Genomic DNA, 15,965 nt, shown 5'->3' on the forward strand with positions numbered 1-15,965 from the left:
TTAGACGTCTCTTTTAATGGCTTATAACGTTTTCATTGGTAGATTAATAAGAAAGGTTGTTTCTTGGTCGTTAGAAAGGCAATCCAAAGAACCGTTATGTTTTTCAATAATATTTCTGCAAACGTATAATCCAATCCCAGTTCCGAGGTCTTTTGTAGTGAAAAATGGTTCAAATATCGTTTCCCTGACCGACAAAGGAATCGCTGGACCATTATTAGCAATCGTTACTTTAATTTCTTCTTCAAAGCTATTTTCAGCAGAGACTTTGATCTCTCTTGGCTTTTCTTTTTGTCTGAGTGCATCAACTGAATTCATTAACACATTAACAAACACTTGTTTTAATTCATCTTTATTGGCTTCTACTTGTAAATTATCGTCAAGCATTAGCGTAATCTTGATATCTACATCTGCAAAACTCGGATATAAAAATTGGAGAATGTCTTCAATTAATAATTTAATATTAACCATTCGTTTGCTTTCACCCACAATATCCATTTTTGACGTATGAAGAAATTGTGTAATTCTAAATTTAAGTTGATCTAATTCCATTTCAATAATGTCCAAGTATTTAAGGTTAGGATATTCATTTCGTAACAATTTATTAAATCCAATTATAGAAGTCAATGGATTTCTAAATTCATGTACAAAGCTTGATGACATCTGCCCGAGTATTGCTAATTTATCTTTATGAGATTGATTAATAAAAAGCTTTTTCTCTTGTAATTCATCATTTTTTATCTCGGTATATTTAGTTACGGCATTGTAGCAAAAATGATCGAAAAGCTCATTAACTGAACAAATCGTCTCATTCATAATTAAGGGAGTTACTCCTGAATTTAATATATACTTAACTAGTATGCTTCTACCAATATTCACGTTATAAACGAAATCTCCAATGTTGATATTGGCTGCGACTCTTTCATGAGCAACAATGAAGGCTAATTCTTCTAATTGATTTTCAATGGTCTTATTTAGTATTTTATGACTTATGAGTTCATACATTAATTGGCCATTTTCGGTTACTTTTTCTTTGAAGCGATCATGAGGATCTAGTTTTATCTTACCTTGCCATTCTTCTAGAAAGTTCATCTTGTTGAGTTCTAAATAATCATATAAGTCTCTGAAGTGAGAATGAGTTTCTATGGTTTTCATTAATAATCACTACTTTCTTAAACAGAAGTATTGTTACTTATAATTAGACAAGATTATCTCTTATTCCTTTATTTTTGACAGGATTATAAAAAAGAACTTTCAGAATTAGAAATATAAAAAATAGCCTGCTTTTGTGAAATATAAATAATCACAGCAGACTAATCGTTTATTTTATGTTGTTTTATGGCAATTGCTAGCCATTTACTACTGATCCTCCATTTATATGAAGGACCTGACCTGTAACGTAACTTGAATCATCAGAGGCTAAATAAACGTAGCTTGGAGCAAGTTCTACAGGTTGCCCTGGTCTTCCCATAGGACTCGTTGTTCCAAAAGACGCCACTTGATCAGCTGGGAACGATGCTGGTATTAGAGGGGTCCAAATTGGGCCAGGAGCAACGGCATTAACTCGTATGCCTTTTGAGACGACACTCTGAGAAAGAGATCTTGTTAAGGCAACCATGGCGCCTTTAGTCGATGCATAATCCATTAGAACAGGATTTCCTTTGTAAGCAACAATAGAAGCGGTATTTATGATGGTGCTTCCCTTTTTTAAATGGGGCATAGCGGCTTTAATAAAATGAAAACATGAAAAAATATTTGTTTTAAAGGTTCGCTCCATTTGCTCAACACTAATATCTTCAATGTTTTCTTGATAATATTGTTCAGCAGCATTATTTATCAAGCAATCCAATTTACCAAAAGTCGCTATTGTTTGTTTTATAGCATCCTGACAGAAGGATTCTTCGCCAATATCACCAGAAATAAGGAGGCACTGACCACCATATTTCTCAATTTCTGTTTTTGTTTGATTAGCATCTTCATGTTCCTCAAGATAGACGATAGCAAGCTTTGCTCCTTCTTTTGCAAAGGCAATAGCTACAGCTCGTCCTATTCCGCTGTCTCCGCCTGTTATCAGTGCGACTTTTCCTTCTAATTTGCTGCTGCCTTTGTAAGCAGGGTCATCATAAATAGGTGATGGATCCATCTGACTTTCTAGTCCAGGTTGATGATTTTGCGTTTGTGCTGGTTGTCCATTAGATTGAATTGAACTAATTTTATTGAATTCCATTCTTTCACTCCTAACTGTTTATATAATTAGGATTTTCAACTTACGAAAGAAATAATCATCAAATTGAGATATGAACGTTATCAAACCAATCTAAATGATGATTTAAAGGCTAGTTAGATCAACACGACCCTAACTAGCCTTAATTTAATATTACGTTGATCTGGGCTTCGTAGGATCACAGTCAGGCATGTCTAGATGTGAGGACTGTGCTAACTTGATTAGATAGTAACATTCCTCCTAGCCATGTGGTCTGCCATTAACTGATCTAATGTTCCAAGTAACCTGTTGCTCATTTCCATTTCTTCAAGTTCGTCTAGGAATGTTTTAAATAAGGCTATTTCCAGTTTTACGTTTTCATTAAAACGTTCTAATGCAGGAAACATTTGGACATTTGAACGAAGGTAACCAGCCATCTCAACAGCTTTAATGTAAAATTGTTCAAATCTTTCTGTAAAGGCTTCGCTTTTTTCTTGGAGTTGTTTCTCAACTAAATCGAGGTTATCTGTGATGCCTCCTGCATGTCCTGCAGCATCTAGCAGCCAAACGAGATGATGGTGAAGGGGATGAGCTACTGGTGGAACTTGTTGCTGAAGTAAGTAGGGCAGTATTCGCAGATACTCTTCAACTTCATTGACCATATGGTTTAAAAACGTAGGGGATAAATCAATAGTGATATCACCAACTAAGTGTTCACGGATAATTTCTAACTTAAAGGCGCGAATTTGCTGAGCCTGTTCATTTGCTTGTTCAGTCAAGTTTTGCAAAGCTTCAATAGATAGGTTAGAACGACTTTCGTTAAGGAGACTATCAAACGTTTCAATAAAATAAACAGCTTTTTTTATAAATTCTTGCTCTGTAGGAGAAAGAGTGTCTCTTATAAACCTTGCATGATCACCTAATACTTGTAACCAAAATTGATGTTCATAAATGGCCTGATCAGAAAAAGAGTTCAATTTTTCCACCTCATTTTAATTAGTCTATCTACATTATGAGGAGGGGGAACTTATTATGATATACAAAAAAGTGAAGGGAGGTTTGTCCCTTCACTTTTGCATACTATTCGTTTACAGCATCCTTAAGTTGTTTACCTGGCTTGAAAGCTGGATTTTTTGTAGCTGGAATCTCGATTTCTTGTCCAGTTTGAGGATTGCGACCTTTACGTGCAGAACGCTCACGTACTTCGAAACTACCGAAGCCTACAAGTTGAACTTTTCCACCCTCAACAAGTGCTGAAGTAATACTTTCGAATACAGCGTCTACTGCTTTAGAAGCATCCTTCTTTGAAAGATCTGCTTGCTCTGATACTGCATTAATTAAATCTGTTTTGTTCATGAAAAAAAACTCCCTTTCATACCATGTTTTGAAAACACTACATCTTCTGATTCTGACGAAGTGTTTAATCTTCTTTTTCATATAGCTTGTCTTCTAAACAAGCTGAAAAATAAAGCCGCAACTTTATTTAATAATGAAACCCTAATGGTGTCAAGACTTTCCACGGAAAATAAAACATATATACCCATTTTTTTCTGTTTTTTTGACAATTTAACGTCATTTTTCGATAAATTCATTTATTTTTTGGCAAAAATAAAGGGTTAGATCTTTTTTACTTTGAATGAGCTTATCATACAAATTCCAAGAAAGAGCGTAGCAATAAGAAAATAGGGAGCCGCTATAAATGGGATAAGTAGAAGATGAAATGTTAAAATACAACCTGCAGCGGTTATCGGGAGGCCTACAAAATAACCTGTACTCTCCGTAACATTAAATCGTGCTAAACGAATAGCCCCACAAGCTATGAAGAAAATAGTAAGAAACATTCCAGGTAACCCAAACGAAAACAACACAGCTTGATATAATAGAAATGCTGGCGCAACACCAAAGGAAATGATATCACTTAAAGAGTCTAACTGTTTACCGAATTCAGAAGTACTGTTAAATCGTCTTGCGGCAGCACCATCTAAACGATCAGTTAAAGCAGCAATGGTAATAAATAAAAGACCTAGACGCAATTCATTCTGTATAATAAACATAATAGCAACAGCACCAAAGCTTAAATTCACGATTGTCAGAGCATTAGCAATTTGCCCTTTTACCTTTTTAACGGTATGATCCAAATGATGTAGCAGGAACATAGGCATCAACTCCTTACATAGATTTGTAAGTCAAAAATCTCATTATTTTCTTAAATAATAATCATATCACAGCTCTCTAGAAACGACTAGGTACCACAGCCATTCACGCTTATTTAAAAAAATGGAGGGAAATTATTTTGAAAAAAGTACTTTTTAGATCGTGTATAGAATTAACCAATCATCGGTTAACGTCAAATTTGCTCCGATCCTTTGCAAGGTCACGTTTAAGCAAGCCATTTGTTAAACCTTTCTCTAGAACGTTTAACCTGAATGAGGAAGAAATGGCTCGACCATTGGATCAATATAATCATTTACACGATTTGTTCATCAGACAATTAAAAGAGGGAGCTCGCCCCATTGGCGAAGAGCCAAATACACTTGTAAGTCCAGTTGATGGTGTGATGGCACAGTTTGGAGAATTACAAGAAGAGACACGCTTTCATGTTAAAGGTCAAACATATGATATTGTTGAGATGCTCGGATCTAAAGACGCTGCAACTCCTTATATAAATGGACGATACTTTATCTTATACTTAAGCCCTAGTCATTATCATAGAATCCACAGTCCAGTTGATGGAACTATTAAGAAACAATGGATTCTAGGTGGACGTTCCTATCCTGTAAATGATTTAGGCTTACGGTACGGAAGGAGACCTTTATCAAGGAATTACCGTTTAATAACCGAAATGAATGTGGGCACTAAACAAATGGCACTTATAAAAGTAGGTGCAATGAATGTCAACACGATTGAGACGACCCATACAAGTAAAACGTTATCAAAAGGGGACGAGGTTGGTTACTTTTCATTTGGTTCAACTGTTGTCTTATTATGTTCAAGTGGATTAATAACTGATATTAATGTCAGTGAAAATAGTGAGATTAAGTTAGGACAAGCTATTGCAAAAATGAGCCCTAGTAAAGAAATTAACTAAATACGGAAACTGAGTATAAAAAGGATCCACTCATTCTGAGGTGGATCCTTTTATCATTTATGATTCGTTCATTTTCTTTTTGTACATCTCTTTTAAATCATCTTGACCACTTTTTTCCCATAAAGGTACTCCAGTTCGATAAGCAGCCCTAGCAACCATTAGAGCTGCAACTGGTGCTGTTAAGAATACAAATAGGATAGCTAGTAATATTTTGCCGACAAAGATACCTTCAACTAATAGAAAGAAAAGGAAAGTCGCTACCATAATTGAAATAACACCAAGCGTTGCACTTTTCGTTGCAGCATGTGTGCGTCCATACACATCAGGAAAACGAATTAACCCAATTGAACCGAGAAGACTTAGAAAACCACCAAGAATGATAAAGATACTCAAAATGATCTCAATCGCGGTCAAATACAACACCCCTTTCAATAAATTTAGATAAAGCGATTGTACCGATGAAGGCAAGTATACTAATAACTAGTACGACTTCAGAATAAGCGATCGTTTCTTGAACGATCATTAAGATGCCAATGAATCCGATTAGGTTAATGCCTAAAGAGTCTAGTGCTACAATTCGGTCTGGCATAGTTGGTCCAATGACCGTTCTGATAAAGCAAACTAATAATGAAATCGACATGACGACTAAAACAATCGTTAAAATAGTGTGAAACATTACTTCGTCACCTCCAGAATCGCCTTTTCAAACGTGTTATGGATTTGACGAATCATTTCTTCTTTATCAGGTACGTGGATGGAATGGATATAGATGAATTTATTATCATCAGAAAAGTCCATTGACAATGTACCTGGAGTTAATGAAATTAAAGAAGCAAGTAAAGTTAATTCCCATTCTGTTTCAAGTTTGGTCGGAACAGCGATAATTCCTGGCTTAATATTTAACTTTGGACTTAACACGATTTTAATGACATCAATGTTAGCCAAAATAAGCTCTTTGAAAAATAGCAACGTTAATTTAATCATCGCCCATACACGACGAAAATAGAAATCGAATTGCAAAAAGCGCCTTAACACTAACAAGATGAAAATACCAATGACATAGCCAACTAGAAAATCTACACCTGTATAGCTATTTTGGAGAAAAGCCCAAATAAGAGCAATGAACACATTTAATAGGATTTGATAGGCCATAGCAACTACTCCTTAAGAACAGATTTGATATAGATCGATGGATCTAGGATTTGTTCTGCCACTTGTAAAGAATAAACGAAAATTGGTTCAGCAGCGAAGCCCAGAATAATGGTCAGTGCAACAAGTGGGACAATAGGTAATAGTAATTTGCCTACCTTATAGTTAGCTTGCTGTTCCGTATGTTTTTGTTCACCCCAGAAGGCATAGATGAAAATCTTCATCATGGAGAACAATGTTAAAAGGCCTACAGCTAGTGCAACTGCTGCTATCACATAATTTCCTTCTTCAAAACCAGCAAGAATAATAGGAAACTTACTGAAAAATCCACTCAAAGGAGGAATACCTGCAAGTGATATGGCAGAAATGAAAAACATCCAGGCAAGATAAGGATGAGTCTTTAACAATCCACCCATTTTCTTTAGATCTGTTGTTCCTGTTATTTTTTGGGTTGCCCCAGCAAATAGGAACAATGCAGATTTTACGATAATATGATGAGCAATGTAATAAATTGCCCCAGCAACAGCTAGTTGAGAGTAAATACCTAGTCCCATCACCATATATCCAACCTGACTAATAATATGATAAGAAAGAATACGTTTAAAGTCGAACTGTGAAACCGCTCCAAGTACCCCAAAAATCATTGTAAACCCAGCAATTGTAACGATTAAGTAGTGGGTGAACCCAGGGTCATGTGTGAAAATTAACGTGAATGACCGGATGATCGCATAAATCCCTACTTTTGTGAGAAGACCTCCGAATAAGGCAGCAATTGCTGCAGGTGGCCCGTAGTAAGAGCGAGGTAGCCAGAAATAAAGTGGAAATAACCCACCCTTCATCGCAAATACGATAAAGAATATAATGGCAATCACGTTTAATACCCCAACTTGTTCAAGCTCACCAACACGCTCAGCAATTTGAGCCATATTCAACGTTCCCGTTACCGCATAAATGTACGCGACACCGACAATAAATAAGATTGAGGCAAACACGTTAATAATGACGTATTTTAGAGATTCTCTAAGTTGGTATTTGGTTCCACCCATAACAATTAAGATATAGGAGGAAATTAACATCACTTCAAAAAAGACAAATAGGTTAAATAAATCTCCCGTTAAAAATGCACCGTTTACCCCAGCTAATAAGAAGAAGTAAAACGGATAGAAGAAGAATTTTTCACGTTCAGACGAGATCGTTTGAAAAGCGAAAAATAAACAGACAACACCGACGATACTACTAAGAATAACCATCATTGTTGCAAACATATCAGCAACTAGGACAATTCCAAATGGAGCAGGCCAGTTACCTAATTCCAGAACCGTTATGCCGTTTTGATAAACAAAAACGGCAATGTAAAAAGCAAGGCCCAGTAACACGAAAGCAGTAATTCCACTAATCACTCTTTGAATCGTATGTTGTTTATTAAATAAAATTAAAATCGTTCCTATAATAAACGGAATTAAAACCGGTAAGATAATTAAGTTACTCATCAGCAGATCCCCTTAATTGGTCTAGATCATCAGTCTTATGTTCTTTATACGTTCTATAAGCAAGAACAAGTAGGAAAGATGTGACCCCGAAACTAATTACAATCGCTGTAAGAATTAGAGCTTGCGGTAGTGGATCCGCATAAGCTTCCGAACCTAGACTTAACAGCGGTGGTGTTCCTCTCTGTAAGCCTGCCATTGTCAAAAGTAACAAATGAGCGCCGTGTGATAATAGGATTAGTCCTATGATTACACGTAACAAGCTTTTCGTTAAAATCATATAGGTTCCAACCATGAAGAGGACACCAACAGTGATGGACATTAATATTTCCATTTATGCATCATCCTCCGCAATCGTTAAAATAATGGTTAAGGCTATTGCCACAACAACAAGGTAAACTCCAAGGTCAAAAGGCAACGCCGTTGTTAACTCAGTTTCTCCTAAAATAGGAAGTTGATAATATTCAAAGAATTGAGTTAGAAATGGATAACCAAATAACATACTTGATACACCCGTTGCAATCGCAATTAATAAGCCGATTGCAATCATATGTGTATAGTTAAAAGGTAAAGCCTTCTTCATGCTCTTCATATCAAAGCCTAAATACATGAGTAGGAGAGCACTAGCAGTCATTAGCCCTCCAATAAATCCTCCGCCGGGGTTATTGTGTCCGGCGAAGAACAAGTAAACGGAGAAGGCTAGAATGATAAAAGTAACAACTCTTGTTAACGTATGAAGCATTAGTTCATTTGATTTGATTTGTTTCTTCACACGTCTTCACTCCCTGTCATCCGTAATTTAATTAAAGCAACTACCCCAAGTGCGGCTATTCCAAGAACTAGAACTTCAAGTAGAGTATCTAGACCACGGAAATCAACTAAGATTACGTTAACCATGTTGTAGCCACCTGCAAGTTCTTTTGAATTTTGAATAAAGTATTCAGCAATAGATTCAAAACCAGCTTCGTTCCCCAAAGAAGCTGCGCTAAAGGCAATAGCTGTAACAAGACCACCAACACCAATCGAGATGATTAAATTCACTATGTTGAAGCGTGGCTTAAACGATTCTTTTCTTAGTTCAGGTAAATGATAGAACGCAAGCATGAATAACACTACAGTGACTGTTTCAACTAATAATTGAGTAAGAGCTAAATCAGGAGCACGGAAGACTACAAAGAATAACGCTAGTAGAAAACCGATTACACCTACGACAATGATAGCTGTCATACGGTGGTTTATGAATGGAATAACCAGTATTGACGCTATGAATACAATGGTTAGAACCCACATAAACGGATCAATAGCTGTTACATTTACGAAATCAATCGAAAAAGCTTGGTAGCGTATCATTGTGTAACCAAGTAATAAAATCATAAATACACACATGTAAACAAAGTAATCGCGCAATAATCCGGTCATTTGAATTCGAGTAACGAATTGAGACCCGCTAATTAACCCTGAAAGTGCATTGTCGTAGAACCAATTTAGTGGATCGCGTTCTTTTAAATAGATAGCCGTCTTTGACCACTTTTTCATCATTAAGTAGATGAAAGTACCTACTAAAACTACTCCAAGGGTCATAAATAACTCCGTATTAAATCCATGCCAATGATAAATATCAACTTTGAACACTTGATTTTCCGCTAATAAATTCGGCAAAATAGCATTCATAGCGGGTTCAATTAATGTGTAAGCTAATAAATTTGGAAACAGCCCGAAGATCACAACGAGTGATCCTAAAATGATAGGACTGATTAACATTCCAATCGGAGCTTCGTGCACGTGAACATCATAGTTTTCTGGTTTAAATTTGCCTGTAAAGGTTTTAAAGAACATCACCATACAGTATACAAACGTGAACACACTCGCAATCCACGCAAGGACGATCAGAACAATACCCCAAGTTGGCATATTAAAAATAGGTAATTCGGAAGCATTTATTAATCCAGTAAAGAACATTTCTTTACTCAAGAAACCATTGAAAGGCGGTAATCCAGCCATTGAAGCTAAGCCAATCAAGGAAATCGTAAAGGTAATCGGCATTATTGTCATTAATCCACCGAGTTTACGGATATCTCTTGTACCCGTCTCATGGTCAATGATACCAGCGGTCATAAACAAACTACCTTTAAAGGTTGCGTGATTAATTAAGTGAAACACTGCTGCAAGTGTAGCAGTCGTAAACAATAAGGCTTGCTCGGTTTCAAATCCGTAATAAAGAGATGCTGAACCTAAACCAAGTAAACACATAATTAAACCCAGTTGACTAATCGTTGAGAATGCCAAGATGGATTTAAGATCTTTTTGTCTGACCGCAGATATGGATCCCCAACATAAAGTGACGATTCCACCAATTGTTAAGATCCAAAACCACTCTGCAGAGCCTCCAAAAACAGGAGTTAATCTCGCAACTAAGTAAATACCTGCTTTAACCATCGTTGCTGAGTGTAAATAGGCACTAACAGGGGTTGGTGCTTCCATTGCATCTGGTAGCCAGATATGAAATGGGAATTGAGCTGATTTTGTAAAAGCCCCAAGTAAAATTAAGAGCATAGCTGGTAAAAAGAGAGTACTTGTCGTGACTAAATCAACATTTGCAATGATTTCTCTGATACTAAATGTATTGGTCATCACATAAAGCAATGAAAAACCACCAAGCATGGATAAACCACCAAATACCGTAATCAACATGGATTTCTGTGCACCATACGTTGATTTTTCTCTGTGGAACCAGTAACTAATTAACAAGGATGAAGCTAAACTTGTTAATTCCCAGAACACATAAAGAACAATTAGATTGTCGGATAGAACGACCCCAAACATGGCCCCCATAAACATGAGGAGATACACATAAAAGTTATTTAGTTGCTCAGTCTTCTTTGATAAATAGTAAATGGAGTATAGAACAACTAGAGTTCCAATACCCGAGATGAGTAAAGCGAATAACAAGCTAAGTCCGTCTAAATAGACAGTAAAATTGATCCCAAGAGAAGGAACCCAAGGGACAGTGTATTCAATAACACCTCCGTCTGATGTTACAGGTAAGTATTGAATAAAATAAACAAACAACACGAGCGGGAGTACAAGGACGAACCACCCCGTATGTATCGGTCTTGCATACTTATACAGAAAAGGAATCAAAATGGCTAACAAAAATGGGGAGATTGTAGCCCAATGTAAAACCGTCAAATCAAATACCTCCTTCTTTTTTTCTTATCCATAATAAATTGTGCCAATGTTACTCTTTTTACCCTCTTTTCCTCTACAATAACTACTATTAATTGAGACTAAATAAAATTATAACCTAATTCTGAAACACGTGCACCCAAGAGCCCTTTAGGTTTCAGTGTTTTTCTCAGATCTTTTAAATATGTAGAAATACGATAAAAACGGCAAAAAAATTTTTTTTATTTTTATCCGAGTAAAAATTTGGTATATCGATGTATATTTTCTCTGAAGTTCGACACTCTATAAGTAATAAGCCTGTTCTATAAAGGATCGTTGCTAAAATTTAGGAGTGACAACCATGAATAATAAGCAAAAGGGGTTAGCGGCTATAAGTATTTTTCTAGTGCTTTTTTCTGGGGGATGGTATGCAAATGAGTTTAATAAACGTACGATTCATGAAAAAGGATTAGATGGCCCAAACTCCGTTAATGTCCAACAGTTAGACAATCATATTGTCCCAACAACCGGTCCATTTCAACCAAGAGAATACATCAGGATTGGAAACAGAGTTCCAAACCGAGCTGAATAATGGAACCAAAAAAAGAGCTATCGTATTCGCGATAGCTCTTTTCTAAATTTAGAATCGTTTTAAAGTTGGGGTGGAAGAAAAACGAAAGACCTCCGCGTAAGAGCCACCCTTAATTGTTGTTCGGGGCTGGGAAGAGTAGATTCTCTTTCAATCTCTCGCGGAGGTCAAGTTTTTACTAGGATGATAGTTTTATTTTGTCAGTGAGGGAGCGTTTAGCAATTTCTAGTCTAATTAGTTCGATGAAATCAGGGTTAAGTTTAAGTTCCATAGCTTTGTAGTATGTGTCAATTAGTAGTTCGTCAGATAGATTTTGCATATAGTCCTGTCCTAAAAGAAGACAGGTTCACCTCCTCAGTTTCTGTGTTTATTCAAAATTTAGTAGTAATAATTTTCCTTTTATGTGAATAAATTAGTAAGTTGTTTTTGTTAATCTCATCCTATCATGGTATTAAAAATAGAACAACTGTTCTAGTTATCCACATTGTTAGGTGGATAAGTTGTTAATTCCCTGTTCATTAAAAGGCCAAACCCCTTTAGTTATTAGAGGATAACGTGTATAACGTTATCCACAGGTGTTGAGAGATGCTTGTTTTTGTCGAAAATTTTTTTTTGTTGATGAAAAATATGGGGGTTTTGACAATAAAAATCAAAAGACGACAACATGCTTTCCTCTAAATTTGAAAAATAACAGCAATAAAGGTATAGTTAAAGTTTGGTAAGTATTAGATGAAATTAATTGTCTGTAAATAAATCATAAGAAAAATTTTCTATGAAATATTAATAAGTAAGAAATGTGAGTTTTAGGGAGGATTAATATGGAAGAAAGTAAAACAATTTGTGTCGGGTGTGGCGTGGCCATTCAAACGGAGGAGAAAGATCAACTAGGTTATGCACCACCGTCTTCATTAACAAGAGATGTGGTCACTTGTCAACGTTGCTTTAGGTTAAAGCATTATAATGAGGTCCAAGATGTCTCTTTAACAGATGATGACTTCTTGAGAATCTTAAATGGTTTAGGGCAAAAAGATGCTTTAATTGTAAAAGTGGTTGATATATTTGACTTTACGGGTAGTTGGTTGCCGGGGATTCATCGTTTTGTTGGGAAAAATGAGGTACTACTTGTGGGAAATAAAGTTGACTTATTACCTAAGTCTTTAAATCAAAATCGCCTTAAGAATTGGATGAAGAAATCAGCCAAAGATCTCGGGCTAAAGCCAATTGACGTTATGTTAATGAGTGCAGAAAAAGGACAAGGTGTCGTAGAGATTGCCACAGAAATTGATCGCTTGCGAAAAGGGAAGGATGTTTTTGTTGTTGGTTGTACAAACGTAGGGAAATCAACGTTCATTAACCAAATGATCAAAACATTTGGTGGGGATACGGAACAGTTAATTACCACTTCACATTTTCCAGGAACAACACTTGATATGATTGACATTCCTTTAGATGATGGGAAAGCCTTATATGATACACCAGGAATAATTAATCATCATCAGATGGCTCACCATATAGATAAAAACGAATTAAAAATCATTACTCCGAAGAAAGAAATTAAACCAATGGTTTTTCAATTGAACGAAGGCCAAACATTATTCTTTGGTGGGCTAGGCAGGTTTGATTTTACTCAAGGAGAAAGAACCTCTTTTACATGTTATTGCTCGAATGACATTCACATTCATCGTACGAAACGTGAGAAAGCAGAAGAGCTTTATGAGCAGCACCTTGGAGAGTTATTAACACCACCTGGAGAAGAAACGAAAGAAACTCTACCACCATTGGTTAAACATACGTTTCAAATAAAAGATAAAAAATCAGATATTGTCTTCTCTGGACTAGGTTGGGTTACGGTCAATGGTCAAAATGTTAAAGTTGAGCTACGCCCCTAAAGGAGTAAATGTAACCATTCGAGAATCTATCATATAAAGAGATTTCTAAGTAGGGGAGAGGAAAAAAATGGAGAAAGTCTTTGGGTTACTAGGACATCCAGTTGGGCACTCGATGTCGCCTCTTATTCATAATGATGCTTTTCAAGTATTAAATATTGAAGCAAGGTATCATGCTTTTGATGTCCAGCCGAATCATGTAAAAGAAGCAATAGATGGAATTAGAGCCTTAAACCTCTCAGGCTGTAATGTGACAGTTCCACATAAAATAGCTGTAATGGAATTTCTTGATGAAATTGATGACGAGGCTACTCAAATCGGAGCTGTTAATACGATTGTTAACAAAGAAGGAAAGCTTATAGGCTATAATACGGATGGTCGAGGTTATGTGAAGTCTTTATTAGAGGAGACAGGAGAAGAAATCGGTTCGAAAAAATTTCTGATTATCGGAGCTGGTGGAGCCGCTCGCGGTATTGTGACAGCTTTGCTAAGACAAGGAATTGGTCAATTAACCATTACAAACAGAACGCTAGAAAAAGCACAACCATTATTGAAGCTTGCACAAGTATATGAGACTGATGCTTGTGCCATTGAGAAACACAAAGCAGAATTAACCTTAAACGAATTTGATGTTATTATCAATACAACTTCAATCGGGATGAGCCCCAATATCGAAGAGTCTCCTATTTCACTCAAGAATATGAAACGGGGGACGATTGTTAGTGATTTGATTTATAATCCAATTGAAACAAAACTTCTTAAAGATGCTAAGCAACAAGGGGCTAAAACCGTAAATGGGATTGGAATGTTTGTTAATCAAGCAGTACTCGCATTTGAACACTGGACAGGTGAGAATCCTGACCCATTGAGGATGGAAAAAATCGTTTTACAACAATTAGGAGGAACAACATGTTAACAGGGAAACAGAAAAGATTTTTAAGATCTAAAGCACACCACTTAAATCCAATTTTCCAAGTAGGTAAAGGCGGAGTTAATGAGAACATGAGCAAACAAGTAGAAGAGGCACTTGAGGCTAGAGAGTTAATCAAAGTAAGCATTTTACAAAATTGTGATGAAGATAAGGATGAGGTTGCAGCTGCATTAGTGACACATACAAAAGCTGAACTTGTACAAGTAATAGGTCATACGATTGTGTTATATAAAGAATCAAAAGAAAATAAAGCAATTGTTCTTCCATCATAAGGGAAAAACTCTGACGTTCTATAGTAAATGATTATCGTGAGGAGGGAGGGGGTAACGTGATGAAAAAGATAGGTTTGTTTGGTGGTACTTTTAATCCTCCGCATTTTGGACATTTACTATTTGCTCAAGAAGTCCTAGTAACCTTCGAACTGGATGAAATATGGTTTATTCCAGTTAATGTCCCTCCTCATAAGAAAAGTGATGACCTTGCTTCCAATGAAGATCGAGTTGACATGTTAGTGGAGGCTTTGAAGAATAACGAACATTTCCATGTTTCAACAATTGAATTGGAACGGAAGGGTCCGTCATATACGATTGACACAGTCAAGCAGTTAAAGCAAATATACACAGACTACCAATTTTATTTTCTAATTGGTGGGGACATGATTGATTATCTACCAAAATGGTACAGAATTGAAGAATTAATGAAACTTGTGACTTTTATAGGGGTAGAGCGTCCTGGAACTACTATAAAAGACTCGCTATATTCTGACCAAGTCAAGTTAATAAAAATGATTCAAGTTGATTTTTCATCTTCTTTAATTCGAAAACGAGTGGAAGAAGGAAAGCCGATTACGTATATGGTTCCGACAGAAGTGGAATTAATGGTGAAAGAGAGGTCATTGTATGAACCTAGAACAAGCATTGGAAAAGGTAAGACCTCACCTTACTGATCATCGCTATCAACATACATTAGGGGTTATTAAAGCTGCAGAAGAATTAGCAGAGAGGTTTGATGCTGATAAAGACAAAGCAATAATTGCTTCTGTTTTTCACGATTATGCGAAATTCCGTGATAAGGAAGAAATGAAACGGCTTGTCCGGGAGAAACTAAATGATAAGTCAATCTTGGACTATGGTGATGAATTACTGCATGCACCTTGTGGGGCTTATTACGTTGAAAATGAGGTTGGAATAAAAGATCAAGAAATTCTAGATGCTATTCGTTACCACACAACAGGCAAGCCTCATATGACTGTTTTGGAAAAAGTGGTTTTTTTAGCAGATTATATAGAGCCTGGTCGACATTTCAAAGGAATTGAGACAGTCAGAGAAATCGCAGAACATGATCTAGATAAAGCGATAATAGAAGCTTTGAAGAACACAATGAACTTCTTAATGAAACAAAACCAATTAGTTTTCCCGGAAACAATAGCAACTTACAACCAATTAATTAACGATAAAAAGGAGAAGTGAT

18 protein-coding genes and 2 pseudogenes are annotated in these 15,965 nt (G+C 36.2%); 7 read left to right on the plus strand and 13 right to left on the minus strand.

Annotation, left to right across the window (positions count from 1 at the left end):
- Positions 1 to 21: 21 nt before the first annotated feature.
- The 5 genes and pseudogenes from JCM9157_RS01460 to pssA form a co-directional block, all read right to left on the minus strand.
- Positions 22 to 1,152 carry a histidine kinase N-terminal domain-containing protein gene (locus JCM9157_RS01460; RefSeq protein ID WP_035661349.1) on the minus strand — a complete coding sequence of 377 codons (1,131 nt, stop codon included), beginning with the start codon at positions 1,150 to 1,152 and terminating at the stop codon, positions 22 to 24.
- A gap of 193 nt (positions 1,153 to 1,345) precedes the next feature.
- The gene (locus JCM9157_RS01465) at positions 1,346 to 2,224 is read right to left on the minus strand and encodes an SDR family oxidoreductase (protein ID WP_052012877.1); all 879 of its coding nucleotides are present in this window, start codon (positions 2,222 to 2,224) and stop codon (positions 1,346 to 1,348) included.
- A gap of 150 nt (positions 2,225 to 2,374) precedes the next feature.
- Positions 2,375 to 3,177, minus strand: a pseudogene (locus tag JCM9157_RS01470) (DUF2935 domain-containing protein).
- 103 nt (positions 3,178 to 3,280) lie between these two features.
- Positions 3,281 to 3,556 (minus strand): non-specific DNA-binding protein Hbs, encoded by a 276-nt coding sequence (gene hbs, locus JCM9157_RS01475; RefSeq protein ID WP_035661351.1) that lies wholly within the window; start codon positions 3,554 to 3,556, stop codon positions 3,281 to 3,283.
- 260 nt (positions 3,557 to 3,816) lie between these two features.
- Positions 3,817 to 4,356 (minus strand): CDP-diacylglycerol--serine O-phosphatidyltransferase, encoded by a 540-nt coding sequence (gene pssA, locus JCM9157_RS01480; RefSeq protein WP_035661354.1) that lies wholly within the window; start codon positions 4,354 to 4,356, stop codon positions 3,817 to 3,819.
- A 137-nt stretch (positions 4,357 to 4,493) separates the two neighbouring features.
- Between pssA and JCM9157_RS01485 the strand changes: the two genes are divergently transcribed.
- The gene (locus JCM9157_RS01485; RefSeq protein WP_035661356.1) at positions 4,494 to 5,288 is read left to right on the plus strand and encodes a phosphatidylserine decarboxylase; all 795 of its coding nucleotides are present in this window, start codon (positions 4,494 to 4,496) and stop codon (positions 5,286 to 5,288) included.
- A gap of 57 nt (positions 5,289 to 5,345) precedes the next feature.
- Here JCM9157_RS01485 and mnhG read toward each other — a convergent pair whose 3' ends face one another.
- From mnhG to JCM9157_RS01520, 7 genes are read right to left on the minus strand one after another with little or no spacing between them, the layout of a single operon-like run.
- Positions 5,346 to 5,702, minus strand: coding sequence for a monovalent cation/H(+) antiporter subunit G (mnhG, locus tag JCM9157_RS01490; RefSeq protein ID WP_035661359.1), 357 nt, complete (start codon positions 5,700 to 5,702; stop codon positions 5,346 to 5,348).
- Positions 5,689 to 5,964 (minus strand): Na(+)/H(+) antiporter subunit F1, encoded by a 276-nt coding sequence (locus JCM9157_RS01495; protein WP_035661361.1) that lies wholly within the window; start codon positions 5,962 to 5,964, stop codon positions 5,689 to 5,691. The genes mnhG and JCM9157_RS01495 overlap by 14 nt, the downstream gene beginning before the upstream one ends.
- A complete protein-coding gene (locus JCM9157_RS01500) occupies positions 5,964 to 6,440 on the minus strand; it encodes a Na+/H+ antiporter subunit E (RefSeq protein ID WP_035661363.1) in 477 nt (158 codons plus the stop codon). The genes JCM9157_RS01495 and JCM9157_RS01500 overlap by 1 nt, the downstream gene beginning before the upstream one ends.
- A gap of 5 nt (positions 6,441 to 6,445) precedes the next feature.
- Entirely contained in the window at positions 6,446 to 7,927 is a 1,482-nt protein-coding gene (locus JCM9157_RS01505; protein WP_035661366.1) for a Na+/H+ antiporter subunit D, read from the minus strand.
- The gene (locus tag JCM9157_RS01510) at positions 7,920 to 8,258 is read right to left on the minus strand and encodes a Na(+)/H(+) antiporter subunit C (protein ID WP_035661368.1); all 339 of its coding nucleotides are present in this window, start codon (positions 8,256 to 8,258) and stop codon (positions 7,920 to 7,922) included. The genes JCM9157_RS01505 and JCM9157_RS01510 overlap by 8 nt, the downstream gene beginning before the upstream one ends.
- A complete protein-coding gene (locus JCM9157_RS01515) occupies positions 8,259 to 8,696 on the minus strand; it encodes a Na(+)/H(+) antiporter subunit B (RefSeq protein WP_439644328.1) in 438 nt (145 codons plus the stop codon).
- Positions 8,693 to 11,113, minus strand: coding sequence for a Na+/H+ antiporter subunit A (locus JCM9157_RS01520; RefSeq protein ID WP_035661370.1), 2,421 nt, complete (start codon positions 11,111 to 11,113; stop codon positions 8,693 to 8,695). Before JCM9157_RS01520 ends, JCM9157_RS01515 begins: the two co-directional genes overlap by 4 nt.
- A 337-nt stretch (positions 11,114 to 11,450) precedes the next feature.
- Between JCM9157_RS01520 and JCM9157_RS01525 the strand changes: the two genes are divergently transcribed.
- Positions 11,451 to 11,681, plus strand: coding sequence for a hypothetical protein (locus tag JCM9157_RS01525; RefSeq protein ID WP_035661373.1), 231 nt, complete (start codon positions 11,451 to 11,453; stop codon positions 11,679 to 11,681).
- A gap of 175 nt (positions 11,682 to 11,856) precedes the next feature.
- Here the strand turns inward: JCM9157_RS01525 and JCM9157_RS01530 are convergent, their stop codons facing one another.
- Positions 11,857 to 11,997 carry a sporulation histidine kinase inhibitor Sda gene (locus tag JCM9157_RS01530; RefSeq protein WP_035661375.1) on the minus strand — a complete coding sequence of 47 codons (141 nt, stop codon included), beginning with the start codon at positions 11,995 to 11,997 and terminating at the stop codon, positions 11,857 to 11,859.
- A 499-nt stretch (positions 11,998 to 12,496) separates the two neighbouring features.
- Between JCM9157_RS01530 and yqeH the strand changes: the two are divergent.
- From yqeH to yqeK, 5 genes and pseudogenes are all read left to right on the plus strand, one after another.
- A pseudogene (gene yqeH / locus JCM9157_RS01535) lies at positions 12,497 to 13,604 on the plus strand (ribosome biogenesis GTPase YqeH).
- A 30-nt stretch (positions 13,605 to 13,634) separates the two neighbouring features.
- Positions 13,635 to 14,480 carry a shikimate dehydrogenase gene (aroE, locus tag JCM9157_RS01540; protein WP_035661377.1) on the plus strand — a complete coding sequence of 282 codons (846 nt, stop codon included), beginning with the start codon at positions 13,635 to 13,637 and terminating at the stop codon, positions 14,478 to 14,480.
- Complete coding sequence (gene yhbY / locus JCM9157_RS01545) at positions 14,474 to 14,767, plus strand: ribosome assembly RNA-binding protein YhbY (protein WP_035661380.1); 294 nt, start codon at positions 14,474 to 14,476, stop codon at positions 14,765 to 14,767. Before aroE ends, yhbY begins: the two co-directional genes overlap by 7 nt.
- A gap of 59 nt (positions 14,768 to 14,826) precedes the next feature.
- A complete protein-coding gene (locus tag JCM9157_RS01550) occupies positions 14,827 to 15,441 on the plus strand; it encodes a nicotinate-nucleotide adenylyltransferase (RefSeq protein ID WP_035661381.1) in 615 nt (204 codons plus the stop codon).
- Positions 15,395 to 15,964 carry a bis(5'-nucleosyl)-tetraphosphatase (symmetrical) YqeK gene (gene yqeK, locus JCM9157_RS01555; protein WP_035661384.1) on the plus strand — a complete coding sequence of 190 codons (570 nt, stop codon included), beginning with the start codon at positions 15,395 to 15,397 and terminating at the stop codon, positions 15,962 to 15,964. The genes JCM9157_RS01550 and yqeK overlap by 47 nt, the downstream gene beginning before the upstream one ends.
- Position 15,965 lies beyond the last annotated feature (1 nt).

The organism is Halalkalibacter akibai JCM 9157 (assembly GCF_000513135.1).
Classification (GTDB): Bacteria; Bacillota; Bacilli; order Bacillales; family Bacillaceae_D; genus Halalkalibacter; species Halalkalibacter akibai.